At 63.4% G+C, this 20369-nt stretch carries 24 protein-coding genes; 14 read left to right on the plus strand and 10 right to left on the minus strand.

All coding sequences use genetic code 11. The features are described 5' to 3' along the window. Positions 1-649, minus strand: a 649-nt coding sequence (locus AU465_RS09715; protein WP_376774840.1) for an ImuA family protein, incomplete at its 3' end; no start/stop codon positions are given. 184 nt (positions 650-833) lie between these two features. On the opposite strand from AU465_RS09715, the gene AU465_RS09720 reads away from it, so the two are divergent. Together AU465_RS09720 and AU465_RS09725 are read left to right on the plus strand one after the other, a co-directional pair. Continuing rightward, positions 834-1343, plus strand: a complete 510-nt coding sequence (locus AU465_RS09720) for a DUF6932 family protein (protein ID WP_192246315.1) — start codon at positions 834-836, stop codon at positions 1341-1343. After that, complete coding sequence (locus AU465_RS09725; RefSeq protein WP_192246317.1) at positions 1318-2262, plus strand: hypothetical protein; 945 nt, start codon at positions 1318-1320, stop codon at positions 2260-2262. The genes AU465_RS09720 and AU465_RS09725 overlap by 26 nt, the downstream gene beginning before the upstream one ends. Before the next feature lie 179 nt (positions 2263-2441). On the opposite strand, the gene AU465_RS09730 is transcribed toward AU465_RS09725, so the two are convergent. Further along, a complete protein-coding gene (locus AU465_RS09730; RefSeq protein ID WP_192246319.1) occupies positions 2442-3386 on the minus strand; it encodes an IS1595 family transposase in 945 nt (314 codons plus the stop codon). A 162-nt stretch (positions 3387-3548) separates the two neighbouring features. Between AU465_RS09730 and AU465_RS09735 the strand changes: the two genes are divergently transcribed. Beyond that, entirely contained in the window at positions 3549-3986 is a 438-nt protein-coding gene (locus tag AU465_RS09735; RefSeq protein ID WP_192246321.1) for a metallopeptidase family protein, read from the plus strand. A 103-nt stretch (positions 3987-4089) separates the two neighbouring features. On the opposite strand, the gene AU465_RS09740 is transcribed toward AU465_RS09735, so the two are convergent. Both AU465_RS09740 and AU465_RS09745 read right to left on the minus strand, forming a co-directional pair. Next, positions 4090-4296 (minus strand): DUF1737 domain-containing protein, encoded by a 207-nt coding sequence (locus AU465_RS09740; protein WP_192246323.1) that lies wholly within the window; start codon positions 4294-4296, stop codon positions 4090-4092. A gap of 30 nt (positions 4297-4326) precedes the next feature. Next, positions 4327-5208 (minus strand): HpcH/HpaI aldolase/citrate lyase family protein, encoded by an 882-nt coding sequence (locus tag AU465_RS09745; protein WP_192246325.1) that lies wholly within the window; start codon positions 5206-5208, stop codon positions 4327-4329. Between the two features lie 544 nt (positions 5209-5752). On the opposite strand from AU465_RS09745, the gene AU465_RS09750 reads away from it, so the two are divergent. The 4 genes from AU465_RS09750 (at position 5753) to AU465_RS09765 (ending at position 10787) form a co-directional block, all read left to right on the plus strand. Next, positions 5753-7285, plus strand: a complete 1533-nt coding sequence (locus tag AU465_RS09750) for a DUF4153 domain-containing protein (RefSeq protein ID WP_192246483.1) — start codon at positions 5753-5755, stop codon at positions 7283-7285. Positions 7286-7289: 4 nt separating this feature from the next. Next, entirely contained in the window at positions 7290-7991 is a 702-nt protein-coding gene (locus tag AU465_RS09755) for a response regulator transcription factor (RefSeq protein ID WP_192246327.1), read from the plus strand. A gap of 59 nt (positions 7992-8050) precedes the next feature. Further along, a complete protein-coding gene (locus AU465_RS09760; RefSeq protein WP_376774841.1) occupies positions 8051-9547 on the plus strand; it encodes a HAMP domain-containing sensor histidine kinase in 1497 nt (498 codons plus the stop codon). Positions 9548-9620: 73 nt separating this feature from the next. Next, on the plus strand, positions 9621-10787 hold the full coding sequence (locus AU465_RS09765; protein ID WP_192246331.1) for an NAD(P)/FAD-dependent oxidoreductase: 1167 nt from the start codon (positions 9621-9623) through the stop codon (positions 10785-10787). Between the two features lie 201 nt (positions 10788-10988). Here the strand turns inward: AU465_RS09765 and AU465_RS09770 are convergent, their stop codons facing one another. From AU465_RS09770 to AU465_RS09785, 4 genes are all read right to left on the minus strand, one after another. Beyond that, positions 10989-11480: an SRPBCC family protein gene (locus tag AU465_RS09770; RefSeq protein WP_246505948.1), complete on the minus strand. Its 492-nt coding sequence runs from the start codon at positions 11478-11480 to the stop codon at positions 10989-10991. Between the two features lie 39 nt (positions 11481-11519). Beyond that, complete coding sequence (locus tag AU465_RS09775; protein WP_192246333.1) at positions 11520-11969, minus strand: SRPBCC family protein; 450 nt, start codon at positions 11967-11969, stop codon at positions 11520-11522. Then, positions 11966-12286: an ArsR/SmtB family transcription factor gene (locus AU465_RS09780; protein WP_192246335.1), complete on the minus strand. Its 321-nt coding sequence runs from the start codon at positions 12284-12286 to the stop codon at positions 11966-11968. The genes AU465_RS09775 and AU465_RS09780 overlap by 4 nt, the downstream gene beginning before the upstream one ends. Before the next feature lie 96 nt (positions 12287-12382). Next, on the minus strand, positions 12383-12595 hold the full coding sequence (locus AU465_RS09785) for a hypothetical protein (protein WP_192246337.1): 213 nt from the start codon (positions 12593-12595) through the stop codon (positions 12383-12385). Here AU465_RS09785 and leuD point away from each other — a divergent pair. The 7 genes from leuD (at position 12594) to AU465_RS09820 (ending at position 17397) form a co-directional block, all read left to right on the plus strand. Continuing rightward, the gene (gene leuD, locus AU465_RS09790) at positions 12594-13199 is read left to right on the plus strand and encodes a 3-isopropylmalate dehydratase small subunit (RefSeq protein WP_192246339.1); all 606 of its coding nucleotides are present in this window, start codon (positions 12594-12596) and stop codon (positions 13197-13199) included. The genes AU465_RS09785 and leuD overlap by 2 nt on opposite strands. Before the next feature lie 72 nt (positions 13200-13271). Then, positions 13272-14213: an Ivy family c-type lysozyme inhibitor gene (locus AU465_RS09795; protein WP_192246341.1), complete on the plus strand. Its 942-nt coding sequence runs from the start codon at positions 13272-13274 to the stop codon at positions 14211-14213. A gap of 160 nt (positions 14214-14373) precedes the next feature. Next, entirely contained in the window at positions 14374-14655 is a 282-nt protein-coding gene (locus AU465_RS09800; RefSeq protein ID WP_192246343.1) for a hypothetical protein, read from the plus strand. A gap of 111 nt (positions 14656-14766) precedes the next feature. Next, positions 14767-15150 (plus strand): RidA family protein, encoded by a 384-nt coding sequence (locus AU465_RS09805; RefSeq protein WP_192246345.1) that lies wholly within the window; start codon positions 14767-14769, stop codon positions 15148-15150. A gap of 19 nt (positions 15151-15169) precedes the next feature. Continuing rightward, the gene (locus AU465_RS09810; protein WP_192246347.1) at positions 15170-15520 is read left to right on the plus strand and encodes a VOC family protein; all 351 of its coding nucleotides are present in this window, start codon (positions 15170-15172) and stop codon (positions 15518-15520) included. Positions 15521-15803: 283 nt separating this feature from the next. Next, positions 15804-16907: a 3-isopropylmalate dehydrogenase gene (gene leuB, locus AU465_RS09815; RefSeq protein WP_192246350.1), complete on the plus strand. Its 1104-nt coding sequence runs from the start codon at positions 15804-15806 to the stop codon at positions 16905-16907. Positions 16908-16911: 4 nt separating this feature from the next. Continuing rightward, on the plus strand, positions 16912-17397 hold the full coding sequence (locus AU465_RS09820; protein ID WP_192246351.1) for a GNAT family N-acetyltransferase: 486 nt from the start codon (positions 16912-16914) through the stop codon (positions 17395-17397). On the opposite strand, the gene AU465_RS09825 is transcribed toward AU465_RS09820, so the two are convergent. Next, on the minus strand, positions 17387-18100 hold the full coding sequence (locus AU465_RS09825) for a DUF805 domain-containing protein (RefSeq protein ID WP_192246353.1): 714 nt from the start codon (positions 18098-18100) through the stop codon (positions 17387-17389). The two genes, AU465_RS09820 and AU465_RS09825, sit on opposite strands and share 11 nt — an antisense overlap. Before the next feature lie 85 nt (positions 18101-18185). After that, complete coding sequence (locus AU465_RS09830) at positions 18186-20033, minus strand: DEAD/DEAH box helicase (RefSeq protein ID WP_192246355.1); 1848 nt, start codon at positions 20031-20033, stop codon at positions 18186-18188. Positions 20034-20369: the final 336 nt, after the last annotated feature.

Here is a 20369-nt window from a genome sequence, read left to right on the forward strand (position 1 = left end):
CGGCAGCGCCGGCCTGGCGCAGCAAAAGCACCGGGCGGCCGGCATTCTGGGCGCGGGCGTGCAGCCGCCGCGTCGCGGTAAGGTCGAGAAGCCGCGGGCTGCCGCGGATCTCGAGGATGACGGCGGCGAAGGCCGTCATGCGGGCGGCCTCCTCGGCGATCCACAGCGCGTCGAGCAGCTTTGGCGCTTCGGAAAACAGCAATTGCTCGGGCCCGATGCCGAAGAGGGCGTGGAGGCCCCTGGCATAGGGAAAGCCGGCCTCGCGGAAAATCTCCGCAGTGCCGATCCAGAGCACCGGCAGGCCATGCTTCTCCTTGAGGATCAGGCTGGTGAGGGAGAGCGCAAAGCCGGCGACTGCGCCGGCATCGCGGGTCTCCAGCCCATGGATTTCGCTGAGCGCCGCCTTCGGCAGGCCGCCGCCAAGGGCGGTGTCGAGGCGTTCGATGCCGGTGTGGAGAAAGGCATCCGCTGAAGCCACGGCGAGGCCGCGCCGGACGATTGTGATTTCGGGGGTGATGTCCGAGCGGGCCACATCGACAGGCACGCCGGGCGCCGGCGCTTCCAGGCGCTCGGGCAGCGTTCCTTCGATCTTCGCGATCTGGCGGCGCAGGGCAAAAACAGTGTCCCGCGCCACGGCGCTCATCGCCATGACGTTCATTTCCGGCAGCAATTGTTCCTGTTATGTTCTTATAGATTCCAGAGGGCTCCGGAAGAGTCAAGCGGAGTCGCAAGGAATTTATTCCGCATATTGTACTTCGCGTACCCACTACTGGCTTTGTTAAGGAAAGCCTGTCAGGATTGCGCTTCGCGAAAAGGGGTGGCGCGGGGAATATATGGCGGTTGGGAGGAAGCCGGACTTCATGCCTTTATTGGCACCCGGCAGGCACCATATGAGACTACAGGATGTCCATGACCGCTTTGTGCGTGACGTTCGGAACGAAGCGCATAGGGAGAAGTTGTTCCTGGGCTTGGAAGAACTGGTCCAAAGGCTTCTGCGGCTCAAGATACCGTGCGAACTCTGGATTGACGGCAGCTTTCTAACTGAGAAGCCATATCCAGACGATATAGACGTAATGGTATTCATTGAGTCGTCAGTAAATGAGAAATTAGATGAGGCACAAGACCTTGAATTGTACAACATAAACATAGGGTATGTGCCTGAAAACGTTGACGCTCATGTCTATACCGTTTATAGTATCGGGCATGAACACTATGGAACGCCGATAGACGTTGGTTACGAGTGGGGACGAGGCTACGGCCTAGAAAATAGTGAGCAGTGGTTGAAAGGTATTGCTGTTCTGAGGCTCATGGAAAACAATGTCGGACTACGCTTACGTAGCTGAAAGAGCCAGAAAAGCTTTCGCATCGGTATCGAGACTTGAGCAGGCGCTTGAGAAATCTCCTACCGACAAGAGCCTATTGCTTAATATCTCCGCTATGCGCCGGCTTGCCGAGCAAGCTCAAGCGGAATTGCTTAGTCTGGCTGCTCGCAACCGTATCGAGATTTGTAATTACCGCCTAATTCCAGAACAGGGCGTTGGATACGCTTTGCCTTTCGTGTCGCGCTCTTATTTGACTTATCAAAATCTCTTCAGCCAGATTTATGACGCGATCCGCAATGGAAAGCTAAAAGAGCGCACCGTTATACAGCGGGAAGCCGAATACGAAAGCATGATGGAAGTCGGATATACCTACAGCGGCTCTCTGGGTGTTGTGCTTCTTGCCCAAAGCGAGGCGGATTTCTTCGAAGGAAATCTGGACAAGCCTATAGAGGCTCTATTCCAGGTAATGGACATTAGCGACAACGACAGCGTGAAAGATATTGCAGGCGCGCTGGGGCCGGCCGTTGTAAAGCGCGTATTCGACTGGTCGAAGGTGAACGCTCAAGCGCGTTTCTCTGCCGATGTGCGGTGGAATAGATCCGATGGGCGGCAATTGGGCCAAGTAGTCGAGCATCGGCATATGGAACGCATCGTCGACATCATCGGCGCGACTTCCGACGAGACCACCACCACGATAGTTCGGCAGGGTATGCTTGTCGGTACCGACCTACCAAGCCGGTCGTTTCATTTCGTGGTGCCGGACGGCGATTCATACAAGGGCACGTTTCATTCCGACCTCCACTTGGACGAAGTGACTGTCGCCAAGGGGAAAATGTACGATGCCGAAATCGTGGTGGTGGAGAAATACCACTATGCGACGGAGAAGACGGACACCCGCAATATGCTGAGGAAGCTAACTCCCGTCGCCGCTACGACCTGATTTGGGCTTTATCAGCACTCTCATGGCACGCTCGAAAGCTTTCCCGCTTTCGTCTGCCTCTAGCTCCCGAGCGGTTTCCTTAAACCGCTCGGATTGCTCTTTCTGACTAAGCTTTCCAGCCTTTTTGCCGGGTGGCTTTCGGTCGGTACTTTGATGGTCGCCAGACGCCATATGGGGCTTCACCCTGCACTAGTCGTTCGATAGGTAAGACGCTTGCCGACGACACCGCTAAGGATGCGTTCGGCGCGGGTCTCATCGTCAACGCCAAGGGCTATACGCTGATTGTGGCGGAAGTCGAATTCGGCAAGGTAGCGGTGAAGGTGCTTTTCTGCGCAATGCTGATAGGTGCCCTTCATGCCGCGCTTGAACACGCTGAAATAGCTTTCGATGGTGTTGGTGTGAGCGCCGCCGCGCACATACTCGCCAGCCGAATGCTTGACGGTCCAGTGGCTGCTAAAGGTCGCGCCCACGGTCGGGTAAAGGTTGCTCTCGTCGGTCATGAGCACGCTTTCGTGAGCGATGTTGGCCGCGACCAACTCGGAAACGTTGACCTTGGTCGCCTGCGCGACGTGGAAGGTGCGCACGTTGCCGCCACGCTCGATAAGGCCAAGGATGGCGCGCTTTTCAGCCGCCTTGCCCTTCTTGATGTAGGGGCGGCCGCGACGATGCTTAGACGGCTCTGGATTGGCCTTCTTGCCCCAATAGGTTTCGTCGGCCTCGACAATCAGACCGTTGCCACCAAGCGGGCCAAGGCTACCATCGCGCATGGCTTCACGAATGCGATGCGACATGAACCAAGCGGTTTTCAGGGTCACGCCAAGGGTGCGGTGAAGCTGGTTGCTCGAAATGCCCTTCTTGGACGAGGCAATAAGGAAGATCGCCTGCAACCAGAAATGCAGCGGAACGTGGCTGGCCTCGAAGATGGTGCCGACCTTGACCGTAAAGGGCTTGCGACACTGGTAGCACTTATAGGTGCCAATCCGGGTGCTCTTGCCTTCCATCTTCGAGATGCGCTCGAAGCCGCCGCAATGCGGGCAAACGGGACCATTCGGCCAAATCCTGGCTTCAACGACCTTGTAGGCTTCGGCCTCGTCGTGGAAATGGCGGTCTGAAAGAACGGACATCGGTCTAACTCCTTATGGAATCAACCTAATCCGTTTCCGTGGGTACGTCAAGTATAATATGAGGAATTTATTCCTTCGCTCTTCATCCGGAGGCGACACGCCAGCCGGCTCATTTGCCTCTATCGGCGCGAAAGCCTATATGCCGGGATCAAAGGAAACCTCATGGCCCGCATCTACAAGACCCGCACCTGGCACGACCAGCTCTCGCCGTCGATGGACGAGATGGAGCTTCTGGCGCTGGAGGCCTACGCCCATCTGCCGGAAGAGTTCCGCAAGCTCACCGGCGAGATCATCATCCAGATCGCCGACTTCCCGACCGACGAGATCATGGACGACCTTTCGCTGGAGACGCCCTTCGACCTGCTCGGCCTGTTCGAGGGGCGCGGCATCGCCGAGCGCTGGAACCCGCAGACCGGCGAGGGGCCGAACCGCGTCACGCTCTATCGCCGCGCCATCCTCGATTACTGGGCCGAGAACGAGGAGACGCTGGGCGACATCGTCACCCATGTGCTGATCCACGAGATCGGCCACCATTTCGGCCTCTCCGACGACGACATGGAGCGGATCGAGGAAGCGGCCGAGCAGGCGGCGGCGGGGTGAGCTTTACGCCGCTCTGTGGAGGACGCCTCGTTCCTTCGCGCCCCCCTCTGCCCTGCCGGGCATCTCCGCCACTTGGCCCACTTGGGGGGAAGATCGGCTGTATCTACCAATCGCTGAGCTTGGTGTCCGGGGTATATTCCCGGCCCTCGACATCCTTCACCACGGCCTGGCCGCAGCGCATCGACTTGGTCGTCTTGTCATAGGCATAGGTCGGCGAGCCGAACAGGTGCCAGCCTTTGTTCAGGGCCGCCGTCACCTTGTGGCAGAACGTGGAATCGTCCGGACCGGACAGAAAGCGGTAGAGCTTCATTTTTTCGACCTTGTCGTGAATATCCGCGCATCATGCGCCGATGATTGCGGCCTTCGCCAGAAGTTTCTCGGCTTCCGCCAGATGCAGCCGCTCGACCATGCGGCCATCCAGCGCAATGACGCCCTTGCCGGCATTTTCGGGCCGTGCGAACGCCTCTCTGATCGCGCGCGCCCTGGCCAGCGCCTCCGGCGCCGGCGCAAAGGCGCGGTTCGCCGGCTCGATCTGGGCGGGGTGAATCAGCGACTTGCCGTCAAAACCCATGGCGGCCGCCTCGGCGCATTCCCGCGCCAGGGCGTCCAGGTCGCGAAAGTCGTTGGCGACGCCGTCGATCACGTCGAGGCCGCCCGCGCGGGCCGCGAGCACCAGCTGCAGCAGCCAGGGCATGATATAGCGCCGGTCGGGCGTCGCCAGAATGCCCGTTGCTTTCACCAAGTCATTCGTTCCGGCAACGAAACAAGCCAGGCGGGACGCTGGATCGCGGCCGAGCTCGGCAATGGCGCCGATGTTGAGCAGCGCCTTCGGCGTCTCGATCATCGCCCACAGCTTCACCGTGCCGAGAGCGAAATTGTCGTCGAGCAGGTCGCCGGCCTCGAGGATGTCGCGCGGCGTCGAAACCTTGGGCAAAAGGACGCCGTCCGGCCCGGCCTTGGCGACGGTCAACAAATCGTCGATGCCCCATTCGGATGCGAGCGGGTTGACGCGCACCACCATCTCGCAGCGCCGTTCGGGGCGCGCTGCCAGAATGCCCACAAGCTTGTCGCGTGCGGAAAGCTTGTCGGCGGGCGCAACGCCATCCTCGAGATCGATGATGACCGCGTCGCAGGCCAAGGATGGGATCTTGGCGAGCGCCTTGTCGTTCGAGGCCGGCACATAAAGCACCGAGCGCCGCGGGCGGTAGGTGTCAACGGTCATTAGCGATCTATGCCGGGTGACGGCGAGTGAGGCAAGGCGTGGAAGGCCAATTGCAGAGGTAAGCACCGCCCTCATCCCCTGCCGGAACCTTCTCCCCGTATAGTGACAGGGAGAAGGGGGCTGGCCGCAATGCCGGCTCCCTTCTTGCAACGTTGGAGATTGGCGAAACCGTCGATGACAGCACCCCTCTCCCCGTCCCTATACGGAGAGAGGATGCCGGCAGGCAGGTGAGGGGCAGCGCCTACTCTGCGAGAATGGCCCCTGCACGAAATCTGCAAATCATTGCTGAAATTCTCGGGCGATCCGCCCCGAGCTTTCCTTGTCCGCCAGCGAAACAGCCTGCCATGCAAACACATCGCAAATTCCGCTGGTCCCTGCCCTCCCGGCTGCGCACCGACGGCTGGTGGCTCGCCGAGCCACAAAGACAGCGCTTCACGGCAACGGTGCTTCCCTTCACCCCGAAATCGCGTCCGGCATACAGCCGTCGCATGGCAACAGGCAGGAAGGCGCGGCAATGACGACAATGACCATGCTGGCGCCGACGATGAAGACGTCGCTTGCCCCAAGTTATTGCCGCCGCATGGGCACCGGCATCCTTCTGGTGGCGCTGGCGGATTTCCTTTTCTACGGCCAGCCAGTCGGCATCACGGTCTTCCTGTTCGCCGTCCTACTCGCGGCCGCCGTCGTCGCCATGCATCCGGCCGCGCTGAGCAATGGCCGGGTCTGGCTGAAGCCTGTTGCGCTCCTCGCCGCGCTGTTGCCGCTTATCGAAAACGTCAGCCCGCTGTCGGTGCTGGTCGCGGTTCTTGCGCTGGCAGTGTTCGCGCTGTCGCTGGCCGCGCTGCTGCGCGCCGGGCTGGCGCGGATCGCGAACCAGCTTTGCGTGTTCCTGCTCGCCGCGCCCTTTCGGTTCGCGCGCGACTTCCTGCGCTGGCGCAAGGTGGCGCGGCAACTCGAGCGGCCACGCATCCGGCTTGCGGCAATCGCCGTCTGGGTGATGCCGCTGACCCTCGGCGTCGTCTTCCTCGCGCTGTTCGGCGCCGCCAATCCGATCATCGAGCATTGGCTGTCGCTGATCGACCTCTATGCGCTGCTCGAACGCGTCGAGGTCGGGCGGCTTGTCTTCTGGCTGATCGTGCTGGCCGGCGTCTGGGCCTTTCTGCGGCCGCGCCTGCCGCGCTTCCCGTCGCGCATCAAGCGGGTCGCGACAGCCGCGCCGGCGGCGAGGCCGCCAAGAACCACAGCCGAGGACATCATTTTCGGCAAGGCCGCCATCCTGCGCGCGCTGATCGTGTTCAACGCGCTGTTTGCCGTGCAGACCGTGCTCGACGCCGCCTATCTCTGGGGCGGCGCAGCACTGCCCGACGGGCTGACCTATGCCGCCTATGCGCATCGCGGCGCCTATCCGCTGGTCCTCACCGCGCTGCTTGCGGCCAGTTTCGTGCTCGCGGCGCTCAGGCCCGACAGCGAAACGTCCCATGATCCGCTCATCCGCCGGCTGGTCTATCTCTGGGTGGCGCAGAACATCGTGCTGGTCGTCTCCTCGATATTGAGGCTGGACCTTTATGTCGATGTTTACGCGCTGACCTACCTGCGCATCGCCGCCTTCGTCTGGATGGGGCTGGTGGCGACGGGGCTGGCGCTCATCATTGCCCGCATCGCACTGGCAAAATCCAGCGAATGGCTATTCTCCGCCAATCTTCTGACGTTATCGGCGACGCTTTATGTCTGCTGCTTCGTCAACTTCGCCGCGCTGATCGCCAACTACAATGTCGACCATTCCTACGAGATGACCGGACAGGGCGTTCCCCTCGACAGCTGGTATGTGAACTCGCTCGGCGCGAGCGCACTTCCGGCCCTCGACCGCTTCATCGATCATCAAAGCGCGAGCGTCGCCAACAATCCGGACTTTCGCCAACTGGTAGCGGTGCGCCATGCCGGCGAAGGCAGCTATCGAGCAGTCCTGAACTACTGGCGCGCCTGGACCTTTCGCGACTGGCGGTTGCTGCGCGCTCTCGACAAGCGCGGCCCGCTTGCTAATCCTGCCGTCACCGAACCCTACGCGCCGGGCCGCTGATTCCATGCCGCACAACATCCTCGTCGCCGACGACGACCCGCATATCCGCGAGATCATCTGCTTCGCGCTGGAAAAGGCCGGCATGAAGACGGCCGCCGTGGCCGACGGCGCCGCCGCGCTGCTGGCCGTCGAGCGCCGCGCGCCGGATCTCATCGTGCTCGACATCGGCATGCCGGAGATGGACGGGCTGGAGGTATGCCGGCGGCTCAGGCAGCGCTCCGACGTGCCGGTGCTGTTCCTGTCGGCGCGGGACGAAGAGATCGACCGCATCCTTGGCCTCGAAATGGGCGGCGACGACTATGTGACGAAGCCGTTCAGCCCGCGCGAGCTGGTCGCCCGCGTCAACGTCATCCTGCGGCGCGCGCGTCCTGCGGCGGCGGTCGAGGAAGAGGCGAACGACCGGCAGTTCGCGCATGGCAAGCTCGTGCTTGTTCCGGCAAGCCACGCCGCGAGCTTCGACGGCAAGCCGTTGCTCTTCACGGCAATCGAATTCGCCATCATAAAAGGTTTTCTCGCCCGCCCGCTTCATGTGCTTGGCCGCGACGCTGTGATGGCCAATGCCTACCAATCGAACATCCATGTCTCGGAACGCACCGTCGACAGCCATATCCGCAACATCCGCGCCAAGCTGGCGGCCGTCGGCTGCCTGGACGCGATCGCGACCGTGCATGGCGTCGGCTTCCGGCTCGGCCGATGCGGTGGTTGAGCAAGGAAAGATGGCGGCCCAGGCTCGCCACCGTCGTGGTCGCCATCCTGATCGTGGTGATGGCGCTCCCGCTGGTCGGGCTGTTCTTCTTCCGGCTCTATGAGAACCAGCTGATCCGCCAGACCGAGGGCGAGCTCATCGCGCAGGGCGCGGTCGTTGCCGCCGTCTATGCCGATGCGGTGCGCGCGGCCGGCATCTCGCCTGAAAAGCTCGGCGCGCAAATCCCCCCGATGCATGACGGCACCAACTATCCTTACGAGCCGATCGAGCCGCAGCTCGACCTTGCCTCCGACTATGTCATGCCATCGCGCCCGGCGGGTCTTCCCGCGGCGGCCAATCCGGCTTTCGCGGCCATCGGGGCGCGGCTCGACGGTATTCTCGACGAGACGCAGAAGACGACGCTCGCCGGCTTCCGGCTGCTCGACCCGCATGGCGTGGTGATTGCCGGCGGCGGTGAGGTGGGCTTGTCGCTCGGCCAGGTCGAGGAAGTGCGGCAGGCGGTCGCGGGCTCTTATGCCAGCGTGCTCCGCTTAAGGATTCCCGACCAGCCGGTGCCGCCGCTCTATTCGGTGAGCCGCGGCACCAAGGTGCGCGTGTTCGTCGCCCTGCCGGCCGAAGTCGGAGGCAGGGTCGCCGGCGTGGTCTATCTCTCGCGAACGCCGAACAACATCGTCAAGCATCTCTATGGCGAGCGCGGGAAGGTGACATTGGCGGCGATCGCCATCGTTGGCGGCACGTTGCTGATCGCGCTGGTGTTCATCCGCACCGTCAGCCGGCCGATCTATGCGCTGATCGAGCGGACGAAACGCATCGCCGCCGGCGATCGCGATGCAATGCGACCGCTCGACCATCACGGCACGCGCGAGATGGCGGCGCTGTCGGCCGCCTTCCTCGAAATGGCGCAAAAACTGCAGGCGCGGTCAGACAGCATCCAGACCTTCGCCACGCATGTGTCGCACGAGCTGAAATCGCCGTTGACGGCGATCCAGGGCGCGGCCGAGCTGCTCAGGGATTCCGGCGGGACGATGGATGAGGCCGAGCGACGGCGTTTCTCCAACAACATCGTCACCGATGCCGGGCGGCTCAATTTGCTGGTGCGCCGGCTGCTCGAACTGGCACGCGCCGAAAACCTGGCGCCGAGCGGTGCAAGCGCGACGCTCAACGCGGCACTGGCGCTGCTGCCGGTCGACACCAGGCTGGAGGCGCGCATCGAATCCGGCGGCGAGATCGGCCTCGGCATCTCGGGCGAGAATCTGGCGATCGTGCTTGCCAACCTCATCGACAATTCCGCGCGGCACGGCGCCAAGCAGGTCTCGATCGGCGCCGAAAGAGCAGGCGAAAGGGCGGCTGTCCATGTCGGCGACGACGGCGACGGCATTTCGGCCAGCAACCGCGCAAAAGTGTTCGAGCCGTTCTTCACCACAAGGCGCGAGGCCGGCGGCACAGGCATGGGGCTCGGCATCGTGCTGGCCCTCCTGAAAGCGCATGATGGCACGATAACGCTGGTTGACACCGAGCGCGGCACGCGCTTCGAGATCAATCTGCCGGGAGTGTGAGTTTGAGCGTGATCCTGTCCGAAAACCGGTACCCACTTTTCTGGATCATGCTCTGAGCTGGAGAGCCGAAAGAGTGCGTTACGACATCTTCATCATCGGCGGGGCCATCGTCGGGTCCTCGGTCGCCTATTATTTGCGCGAGGAGGGTTTTACGGGCTCCATCGCGCTGATCGAGCGCGATCCGCAATTCTCCCATGCGGCGACGACGCTGTCGCTGGCCTCGATCCGCCAGCAATTTTCCATTCCTGAAAACATCCGCCTGTCGCAGTTCACGCTGAAACTCTTTCGGCGGCTCAAGGAAACCTTCGGCGCCGACGCCGATATCGGCTTTCGCGAGGGCGGCTACCTGATCCTTGCCGGCGAGGCCGGGCTGCCGATTCTGAAGGCCAATCACGAGGCGCAGATCGCCGAGGGTGCCGACATCGTCCTCGAGGACGCCGACCAGCTCACGCGCCGTTTCCCGTGGCTGTCGGCCGAAGGCATTTCCGCCGGCGCTTATGGCCGCACCGGCGAAGGCTGGTTTGACGCGCATGCGCTGCTGATGCTGTTCCGCAAGGCGCTGCGCGAGAAGAAGATCGATTTCATCACCGCCTCGGTCACCGGCATCGCGCGGGTGGGCAACCGCGTCACCGGCGTGAGCCTCGACAATGGCGAGACGCTTGAAGCCGGCATCGTCGTCAACGCCGCCGGGCCGAACGCCGGCAAGGTGGCGGCGTTGGCCGGGCTCGCGCTGCCGGTCGAGCCGCGCAAGCGCAACGTCTTCGTGTTCGAGGCGCGCGAGAAATACGCCGACATGCCGCTGCTGGTCGATCCCTCCGGCATCTATGTGCGGCCTGAAGGCTCTGTCTATCTCACCGGCGGCGCCGAGCCGGAGGAAGGCGACCATGCGCCCGATCCCAAGGATTTCGAGGTCGAGTGGCCGCTGTTCGAGGAGGTGATCTGGCCAACGCTCGCCACCCGCATCCCAGCCTTCGAGGCGATCAAGCCGACGCGCGCCTGGGTCGGGCACTACGACTACAACACGCTCGACCAGAACGCGGTGATCGGGCCGCATCCGGAGGTGGAAAACTTCCTCTTCGCCAACGGCTTCTCCGGCCACGGGCTGCAGCAGGCGCCGGCGGTCGGCAAGGCGCTCTCCGAGCTCATCGTGCACGGCGGCTACCGGATGATCGACTGCTCGGCGTTCGGGTATGGGCGCGTGGCGGAGGAGCGGGCGTTCCCGGAGCTGAACGTAATTTGAGGGCGCGCCTCTCCTTCTCCCCTTGTGGGAGAAGGTGTCGCCGAAGGCGACGGATGAGGGGTGCTGGACGGAGTGAGGCGTCGGCGATTTGCCACGATGCGCCCTCGGTGACGAAAGCCATCGTCAAGCTGGAACACCCCTCATCCGTCTCGGCGCTGCGCGCCGATCCACCTTCTCCCACAAGGGGAGAAGGGGAAGGCGCTAGGCCGCCTGCCGTCCTTCGCCAAAATATCCCTGCAACCACCCAAGCACCCGGGCCCACCCCTCCGCATGCTCGGACGCCGCGTCGGCAAAGCCAGCAAACCCGCCATGGCAGATGGTGAGCCGCGTGCCGGCCGCGATCGGCTCCAGCAGATAGGCGACCATCGTTTCCTTGCGGCCGAGCGTCGGATGGTCCCAGTCGTAGCGCCGGGTCTGGACGATCCGGCGCGGCATCTCGATTTCGGTGAAGGTGCCGCCGGCGGGCAGGCGCCTGCCGTCGGGCGTTCGCACGGTGACGCTCCAGCTTCCGCCGACGCGAAGATCGGCGGTCCAGCCGGTCATCCGGTAGGCGTCGGTCGAGCCCCACCAGCACTCGACGTCATTGGTGACGAGCGCTGCGATGACCTGCTCCGGTGCGGCGAGAAGTTCGGCCGAAGCCATGCCCGTCTCGCCGTTCGCCATGGCTCGCGGCCAGTTATGCGGCAGCATCATTGCAACCTCCTCAGCGGCTGTTCGGCATCGAAACGAAGTTCAACCCTTTGATGGCGGGCGCTCATAACCCTTGCCGGTCTCGAGCAGGCTCTTCAGGCTCGACAGCACCAGCGGCCAGCCCTTGGCGACGTTTGCGATCAGCTTGTGCGGGCCGTCGGCCTCGTGGGTGACGGCAAGCTTCATCAGCTCGCCATCCTGCTCGATGGTGAAGGTGCAGCGCGTGTAGCCGTCCTCCTTCACCTCGGGCATCCATTCGTTGCGCCATTTGATGACCAGGCGCCTGGGCGGATCGATCTCCAGGATTTCGCCCGAGTCGGCGACGCGGCCGTCGGGGAAGATAAGCTTCCAGCTGGAGCCGACTTTCCAGTCGCTCTCCTGATAGGAGCAGAGGAAGAACTGCCGGTTGAACTCCGGGTCGGTCAGTGCCGTCCAAAGCTTTTCGGGCGTGGTGCGGATGTAGGTGACGTAGACGAAGGTGTTGTCGCTCACGGCTCTTCCCTTTCAAGTCGTTTCTTCATGTCGCTCAACGCATCCAGCCGATGGCGCTCGAACTTGCCGATCCAGCGCTCGGCGATCTCGTTGATCGGAACGGGGTTGAGGTAGTGCTCCTTCTCCCGGCCCCGGCGGATGGTGGTGACGAGGTTCGCCTCCTCGAGGATCGCCAGGTGCTTGGTCACCGCCTGGCGCGTCATGTCCATCCGCTCGCACAGCGCGTTCAGCGTCTGCCCGTTCCTGGCATAGAGGCTGTCCAACAATTGCCGGCGGGTCGGGTCGGCCAAAGCGCGAAAGACGGCATCCATGCTCATGGCTTTAATATGCAACCATTTGGTTGCATGTCAAGTGCTGCAACAGGGGCGGGCGATCACTTGGATGTGAGCCGATCGCGGAAGGCAGAGGCGGGATCAGCGCTGGCGGCCGAACCAGAAGGCGTCGGGCATCCGCGTCATGCCGATGCGCTCAGTGCCAGATCGGTCGCCGTATTGAAAGCAGGCGATGCCGATCTTGTGTCCGATGGCCCAAGCCAACTGCCAACACTTATCTTTCATTTGCCAGCCGCTTTGTGTAAACCGGCGCCAGCAAATCCCCGCAGCGAGATGAAGACGGGCAAGGACCATGGACAAATTCACCAAGCTCACCGGCGTCGCCGCGCCCATGCCGATCGTCAATGTCGATACCGACATGATCATCCCGAAGGATTACCTGAAGACGATCAAGCGCACCGGACTTGGCACCGGCCTGTTCGCCGAGATGCGCTACAAGGACGATGGTTCGGAGAACCCGGATTTCGTGCTCAACAAGCCCGCCTATCGCAAGGCGCAGATCCTGGTCGCCGGCGACAATTTCGGCTGCGGCTCGAGCCGCGAGCATGCGCCCTGGGCGCTGCTCGATTTCGGCATTCGCTGCGTCATCTCGACCTCGTTCGCCGACATCTTCTACAACAACTGCTTCAAGAACGGCATCCTGCCGATCACCGTCAGCCCGGAAGACCTCGACAAGCTGATGGACGACGCCTCGCGCGGCTCCAACGCGACGCTGTCGATCGACCTCGAGGCGAAGGAAATCCGCGGTCCGGACGGCGGCGTGGTGACGTTCGATCTCGACGACTTCAAGTGCCACTGCCTGCTGAACGGCCTCGACGATATCGGGCTGACCATGGAAAAGGCAGGCGCGATCGCTTCCTTCGAGAAGAAGAACGCCGAGCTGCGTCCCTGGGCCTGAGCGGCTCAGCGTCAAATCGATAGACCCGGCCATTGCCGGCCGGGTTCGCGGCGGCTGAATGGAGGGACAGTCATGACACGCTCGCTTCTGGCCGGTGCCTCGGCGGTGATCCTTCTGGCGGTCTCCGGCGCAGCCGCGCAGACCCAGGCCGCGCCGCAGGCGCCCGCTGCTTCCGATCCCGCCACCGATCAAGGGGCGGCCGATCAGGGCGCGTCGGGCACGTCCGACGCCGCTTCCGCCGACGACGACAAGCAGGCGCCGATCCCGTTCGAGGGCGGCCAGCTGACCATCACGCAGCCGGAGCAGGACGGCGAGAAGGTGCTGTCCTATGACGGCAAGCCGCTTGCCAGCAATTACGACGTCTTCATCGACAAGGTGGTCAAGATCGGCGACGTCAACGTGGCGCTGGTCGATGTCGGCGACGGCGGCAATCAATGCGGGCCGGCGAAGGTGATCGTCTGGAAGCCGACGGACGGCGAGATCCAGACGACGACGGTCGAGCAGGACGAATGCGGCGCGCCGCCGGCTGCGGTTTCCGACGACGCCATCTATTTCGTGCCCTATCTTCTGCCGGGCGATTCCAAGCCGGCGCTGCAGTGGTCGCCGACCACCGGGCTGACGACCTCGGGCGAGCTCACCTATACGCCGGAACCCGGCACCGACTGGAAGGATGTCGATCCGGCGAAATACGACAACATCATCGACGCCTTCCACAACGAGGCCGTCTACAAGGCGGCCGAGGCCTTGCTCGGCAAGGACATGCCCGACATGGCGACCAGCCTGCTGGTCGGCGGTGGTACGGAAAAGACGGCTTCCGGCGCCTTCTATGCCAGCGGCTGCGTGCCGCACGACTGCGGCGGCAATGACGGCTTCATGGCGGTCGACCCGGCGAAGCACAAGGTCTATTTCGCCCGCCGCGGCGACAATCCCGAGCCGGATGCCTGGCCGCCGCTCAAGGACTGGCCGGCCGACATCAAGAAAGCGCTGGACGAGGCGCAGGGGTCGGGGAATTAGGCGTTTCGGCGCGGCGCGCGGGCAGCCGCCTCGCTTCGTCATCGTCAGGCTTGACCCGGCTTGCTTGAGGATCAATGCCATGACCGTCGTCTGAGGGCGGCGCGGTGGATCAGGATCATGCACAGCAGCACCGCCTCGATAAAAGCGGAGTAGGACAAAAATGGAAAAGGAAAAGCTGTTCGAAATTTCAGTTATATCAGATAATTCATACGAAAACTTGGTTGCCAAGGTGAAATTCACGTCGAAGGAGGTCGGTCTTATATTAAGTCAGGAGAGATCGTTCGATAAGATCGACATCTCTGTATTTTCTTTCATATCAAACGGCCGTGAGAGATTCTACGAGACAGAAAATATAGCAGAGATATGCATTGATCTTGACCTTTTTCTCGCCGCAATCGGCGAGGCGGCTCAAAGATTGAGACTTCTTGATGAGCCAAGATGATTGTGTTGCAAGATGCTTTGGATGTCGACGTGACAACAGCCAATTCTCCTTGGGCCGCGACAGGATTGCGCCTTTCCTGATAACACGCGCCCACGAAATGCGAGGCTCCCCGTGCGCAAGCTGATCTCCACCGGATCGCCCTTTGAAAAGACCGCCGGCTATTCGCGCGCGGTGGTGCAGGGCGACTGGTGCTTCGTGTCGGGAACGACCGGCTACGACTATGCCACCATGACCATGCCGGAGACGGTGGAGGCGCAGACGCGCAATTGCCTAGCAACAATAGCCAAGGCCCTTGGTGACGGCGGCTTCGAGATGGCCGATGTGGTGCGGGCCCACTATTATATCACCGACCAGGCCTATGTTGACGTTGTCTTCCCGATCCTCGGCGAGTCGTTCGGCGATATCCGCCCGGCGGCAACGATGATCGTTTGCCAGCTCAACAAGCCTGAAATGAAGATCGAGATCGAGGTGACGGCGCTTCGGCGAACGGCTTGAGGAACGCGAGGCCAAAACCATGAAGGTTCGGCGCATCGTAGCCAATATCGAGACACAGGACGCGGCAGCTGCGAGACGCTTCTATCATGACGTGCTCGGCCTCGATGTCCTCATGGATCAAGGCTGGATCGTCACCTACGGTTCCGAGGAAACGATGCAGGTGCAGATGAGCTTCATGACTCAAGGCGGCTCGCGCACTCCGGTGCCGGACCTCTCGATCGAGGTCGACGACGTCGACGACGCGCTCGACCGCATGCGCAAAGCCGGCTTCGCCGTCGAATACGGCCCGGCCGACGAGCCCTGGGGCGTGCGGCGCTTCTATGTGCGCGATCCCTTCGGCCGGCTGGTCAATATTCTCTCGCATCGGTGAGCCTATAGGTCATTTTTGAGACGCTGGCGGGACAGCACCCCCCTCTGGCCTGCCGGCCATCTCCCCCGCAAGGGGGGAGATTGAGCGCTCGACCACTTTCGCCAATCTCGAACGCTGCAGGAACAGGCGAGGCGCCGAAGCTGCTGATCTCCCCCTTGCGGGGGAGATGCCCGGCAGCGCAGAGGGGGGTGTGAAGGATCTCGGCGCTCGTCCCCTTGCGCACAGCCCGCTTGGCGTTTAGCAAGGCCGCGGTTTTCTCCAGATACTATTGGGACGGTTCTCCATGGCTTCGAAAAATCTCTTCCTGCTCGCCGGCGACGGCATCGGCCCCGAGGCCATGGCCGAGGTGAAGAAGCTGATCGCGGCCATGAACGCGAAGCTCGGCAGCGGCTTCGCCACCGACGAGGGGCTGGTGGGCGGTTGCGCCTACGACGCGCATGGCGCTGCGATCTCCGATGCCGACATGGAAAAGGCGATGGCGGCGGACGCCGTGCTGTTCGGCGCGGTCGGCGGGCCGAAGTGGGACAAGGTGCCTTACGAGGTGCGCCCCGAGGCCGGCCTGCTGCGCCTGCGCAAGGACATGGAGCTGTTCGCCAATCTTCGCCCGGCAATCTGCTATCCGGCGCTCGCGGCATCTTCCTCGCTCAAGCAGGAGGTGGTCGAAGGCCTCGACATATTGATCGTGCGCGAGCTCACCGGCGGCGTCTATTTCGGCGAGCCGAAGCAGATCATCGATCTCGGCAATGGCCAGAAGCGCGGCATCGACACCCAGGTCTACGACACGTTCGAGATCGAGCGCATTTCGGGCGTCGCATTCGAGCTGGCGCGGACGCGCAAGAACCACGTTACCTCGATGGAAAAGCGCAACGTCATGAAGTCCGGCGTTTTGTGGAACGAGGTGGTCACCCAGACCCACAAGACCAGATACAGCGACGTCAAGCTCGACCACATGCTGGCCGATGCCGGCGGCATGCAGCTGGTGCGCTGGCCAAAACAGTTCGACGTCATCGTCACCGACAATCTGTTCGGCGACGTGCTCTCCGACATCGCCGCCATGCTCACCGGCTCGATCGGCATGCTGCCTTCGGCCTCGCTCGGCGCGCCGGACGTCAAGACCAAGAAGCGCAAGGCGCTATACGAGCCGGTGCACGGCTCGGCGCCCGATATCGCCGGCAAGGGCATCGCCAACCCGATCGCGATGATCGCCTCCTTCGCCATGTGCCTGCGCTATTCCTTCGGCATGGTGGCGGAAGCGGACAAGCTCGAAGCGGCAATCGCCGCCGTGCTCGACGATGGCCTGCGCACCAAGGACATCATGTCGGAAGGCATGAAGGAAGTCGGCACCACGGAGATGGGTGACGCCATCATCGCCAAGTTCCTGGCCTGATCCCATGGCGGTCGACGTCCGCTGGGCGACGACCGACGATGCCGAGGCGCTCGCCACCGTGCTTTGCGAGATGGCGGCGCACTATCGGCAGCCGCCGCTCGATCACGGCCGGGCGATGGCTGCGGCAGGGCAGTGGCTCGGCGACGAAAGCCCGGCCTATCCGCATTTCGCGCTCGCTTTCGTCAAGGGCGAGGTTGCGGGCCTGGCCTCGGTCGCGATCGCGCATCCCGGCATCGACCTCGAGCGACTCATGTTCCTGAAAGACCTGTTCGTGCGCGAAGAGGCTCGAAACGCGGGAGTGAGTGAGGCACTGATCGGCTTTCTCGCCGGCTATTGCCTGGACAAGCGCATCGGCCGCATCGACCTGACCACGGAAGACTGGAACGAGGGTGCGCTGCGCTTCTACGACCGGCTCGGCGCCGACCGCCACGGGCAAAAGATCTTTCTCAGGCTTTCGGGCGAGGCGCTGAGGACGGCCGCTAGAACCTGACGCCGGCCGGCACCGGTCCCCATTTGTTGTCGCTGGCCTGGGTCGGGATCAGCGCGAAGACCAGCGTGGCCAGTCCGCCGAGATACGGGACAAAGCAGAGGATCGCGAGCCAGCCGGTCAGGCCGAGATCGTGCAGGCGGCGCACGATGAGCGCGATCCACGGCAGGATCGTCAGCAGTATGTAGAGACCGAGAAGGCCAAGCATGACGATCGGTTCGTCACCGCCGCCCTCGATATCGCCCCGCGACAAGTCCACGGACAATCCAACGCCGATGGCGACGATGAGACCGATCGTCCAGAACAGGCAAAAGCCCCAGAACTCCTTGCGCCGGGCACGGCCGGAAAAGTTGACGTAGTTCGTCGTCAGGCCGCGCCAGAAATAGCTCCACAGGCCGGTGGATTGCGTTGTCCCGTTCTCGGCGTTGCGGCCGAAATGCGCGGGCACCACGGGCGCGCCACCCGGTGGCGGAGTGGCGGCCGCCGCGGTTGGAGCGGCACCTTCTGCCGGCCCGGCCACGCGGGCGCGAACCGAAAAGATATTGCTGGCCCGGTCGCCATTCGGCTGGAACTCGACCTCGGCGCCCCTGGCAAGCGCCATCTCGCGGCGCAGGTCCTCGCGCGCGAAGCTGTAGCGCTTGCCGTCGGCGCCGGTGATGAAACCGAAGCCCTGCTCCTGGTCGTAGTGAAGAACTTCGCCGCGCATTGCCCTGTCCGCCGTTGCCGCGCATTGCCCAGACTGTTCAAAGTTGCGGCGGACCGCAAGGGGCACGCGGGAGGCCGGCTTCAAACTAGCCGGGCCGTTTCTTCGATTTCTTGTGCTTTGCCGGCTTGTCGAATTTCGGCTTGCCGGGCTTCTTCGCCCACGGGTTTGCCTCTGTCGCGCCGCCGTGTTCGGCCTGCGGCTGTACACGCTTCTCGAATTTCGGCTTCGGCGCATTCTGGTCGAAGGGCCGCTTGCCGCGATGCGGCTTCTTGTCGGAGCGTGGCGGCTGGTAGCCGGCCCGCGACAGGTCGGGCGTGCCCTCCAGGCGCTTCACGGCGATGCTGCCCTGCAGTTTGCGGTCGGGGCCGATCGCGGCGAGGAACCGGTCGGCCCAGTCGGCCGCGATCTGCACGAAGGTTTCCTCCGGCTGCATCTTGATGGCGCCGATCTCGCGCTTGGAGATGTTGCCGGTGCGGCACAGCATCGGGATCAGCCAGCGCGGCTCGGCATTCTGCCGGCGCCCGACCGACAGCGAGAACCAGACACTGTCGCCGAAATCGTCGCGGCGGCCGGGTGCTTCGTCCCTGCGCGCGAACGTCTCTTTTGATCGCGCGAACGGCTCGACATCGAGCAGGTCCTCGGGCGCCGAGCGGCTGCCGCGGCAGAGCCGCACGAAAGCGGCGGCCACCAGTTCGGCGCCATGCCGCTCGAGAAGTGCCGTGGCGAACTCGCGCTCCTCGTCCTTCACCGGCTCGCTGAACGCCGGATCGGCCAGGATGCGCTCGTCGTCGCGCCTGAGCACCTCGTCGGCCGAGGGCGGGCTCGCCCATGTCGCCGTCAGGCCGGCATTGCCAAGCAGCCGCTCGGTGCGCCGGCGGGCGTTGCCCGGCACGATCAGCGCGCTCACCCCTTTTCGTCCGGCGCGTCCCGTGCGGCCGCTGCGATGCAGCAGCGTCTCGGGATTGGTCGGCAGGTCCGCATGGATGACCAGGTCGAGATTGGGCAGGTCGATGCCGCGCGCCGCCACGTCAGTGGCGATGCAGACCCTGGCGCGGCCATCGCGCATGGCCTGCAGCGCGTGGCTGCGCTCGTTCTGGCTGAGCTCGCCGGAAAGCGCCACGACGGAGAAATTGCGGTTGTTGAAGCGCGCGGTGAGATGGTTGACGGCGGCGCGGGTGTTGCAGAACACCATCGCATTGGTGGCCTCGTAGTAGCGCAGCACGTTGATGATGGCGTTCTCACGATCGGCGGGCGCGACGGAGAGCGCCCGGTAATCGATGTCGAGATGCTGTCTCTCCTCGCCGGCGGCCGAGATGCGCACCGCATCGCGCTGGTAGCTTTTCGCAAGCGTAGCGATGGAACGCGGCACGGTGGCGGAAAACATCAGCGTGCGCCGCTCGGCGGGCGCGGCCTCGAGGATGAATTCGAGGTCCTCGCGAAAGCCGAGATCGAGCATCTCGTCGGCCTCGTCCAGCACCACGGCCTTCAGCGCCGACATGTCGAGCGCGCCGCGGGTGATGTGGTCACGCAACCGGCCAGGCGTGCCGACGACGATGTGGGCGCCGCGCTCCAGCGCGCGCCGCTCGCCGCGCATATCCATGCCGCCGACGCAGGAGGCGACCGTTGCGCCGGTCAGCTCATAGAGCCATTCCAGCTCGCGCCGCACCTGCAACGCGAGTTCCCGCGTCGGGGCCACCGCCAGGCCCAGCGGCGCGCCGGCATCCGCGAAGCGTTGCGCGCCGCCGAGCAGGCTCGGCGCCAGCGCAAGGCCGAAGGCGACCGTCTTGCCGGAGCCGGTCTGGGCCGAAACAAGCGCGTCGGCCACGCCGAGCTCTGGAGCCAGCACCGCTTTCTGCACCGCCGTCAACTCGACATAGCCGCGATTTTGCAACGCCTCTGCAAGCGCAGGCACGATCGTTTCGAAACTGGACATCTTTATCTTTCGAAATTCGGAATCTTCTGCAGCCCGACACCGGGCTTTTTGCCGGCGGGCGCAGATGCGCCGCATGAGCCGAACGGTTGCGGCGTTCCTACTTCGCCGCGCCACCGATGTACAGGCAGGCGCCAATTGACTCTTTACGCAAAGTGCGTAAAAGCCGGCACCGAACGGGATCATCCTCGATGCGCGGCCTTCTGATGGCTCTTCTTGCATTCGGTGCCTCCGGCCACGATGCAGCGCATCGGGCCGGGCGCTTCGGCGCGTCCGTCCGTTCCCGCAAAACTATGGCCAAAACCACCACCAAAACGGTGTGATTCCCTTGGCTTAACC

It is taken from the genome of Mesorhizobium silamurunense (genome assembly GCF_014843905.1).
Lineage (GTDB): Bacteria > Pseudomonadota > Alphaproteobacteria > Rhizobiales > Rhizobiaceae > Mesorhizobium > Mesorhizobium silamurunense.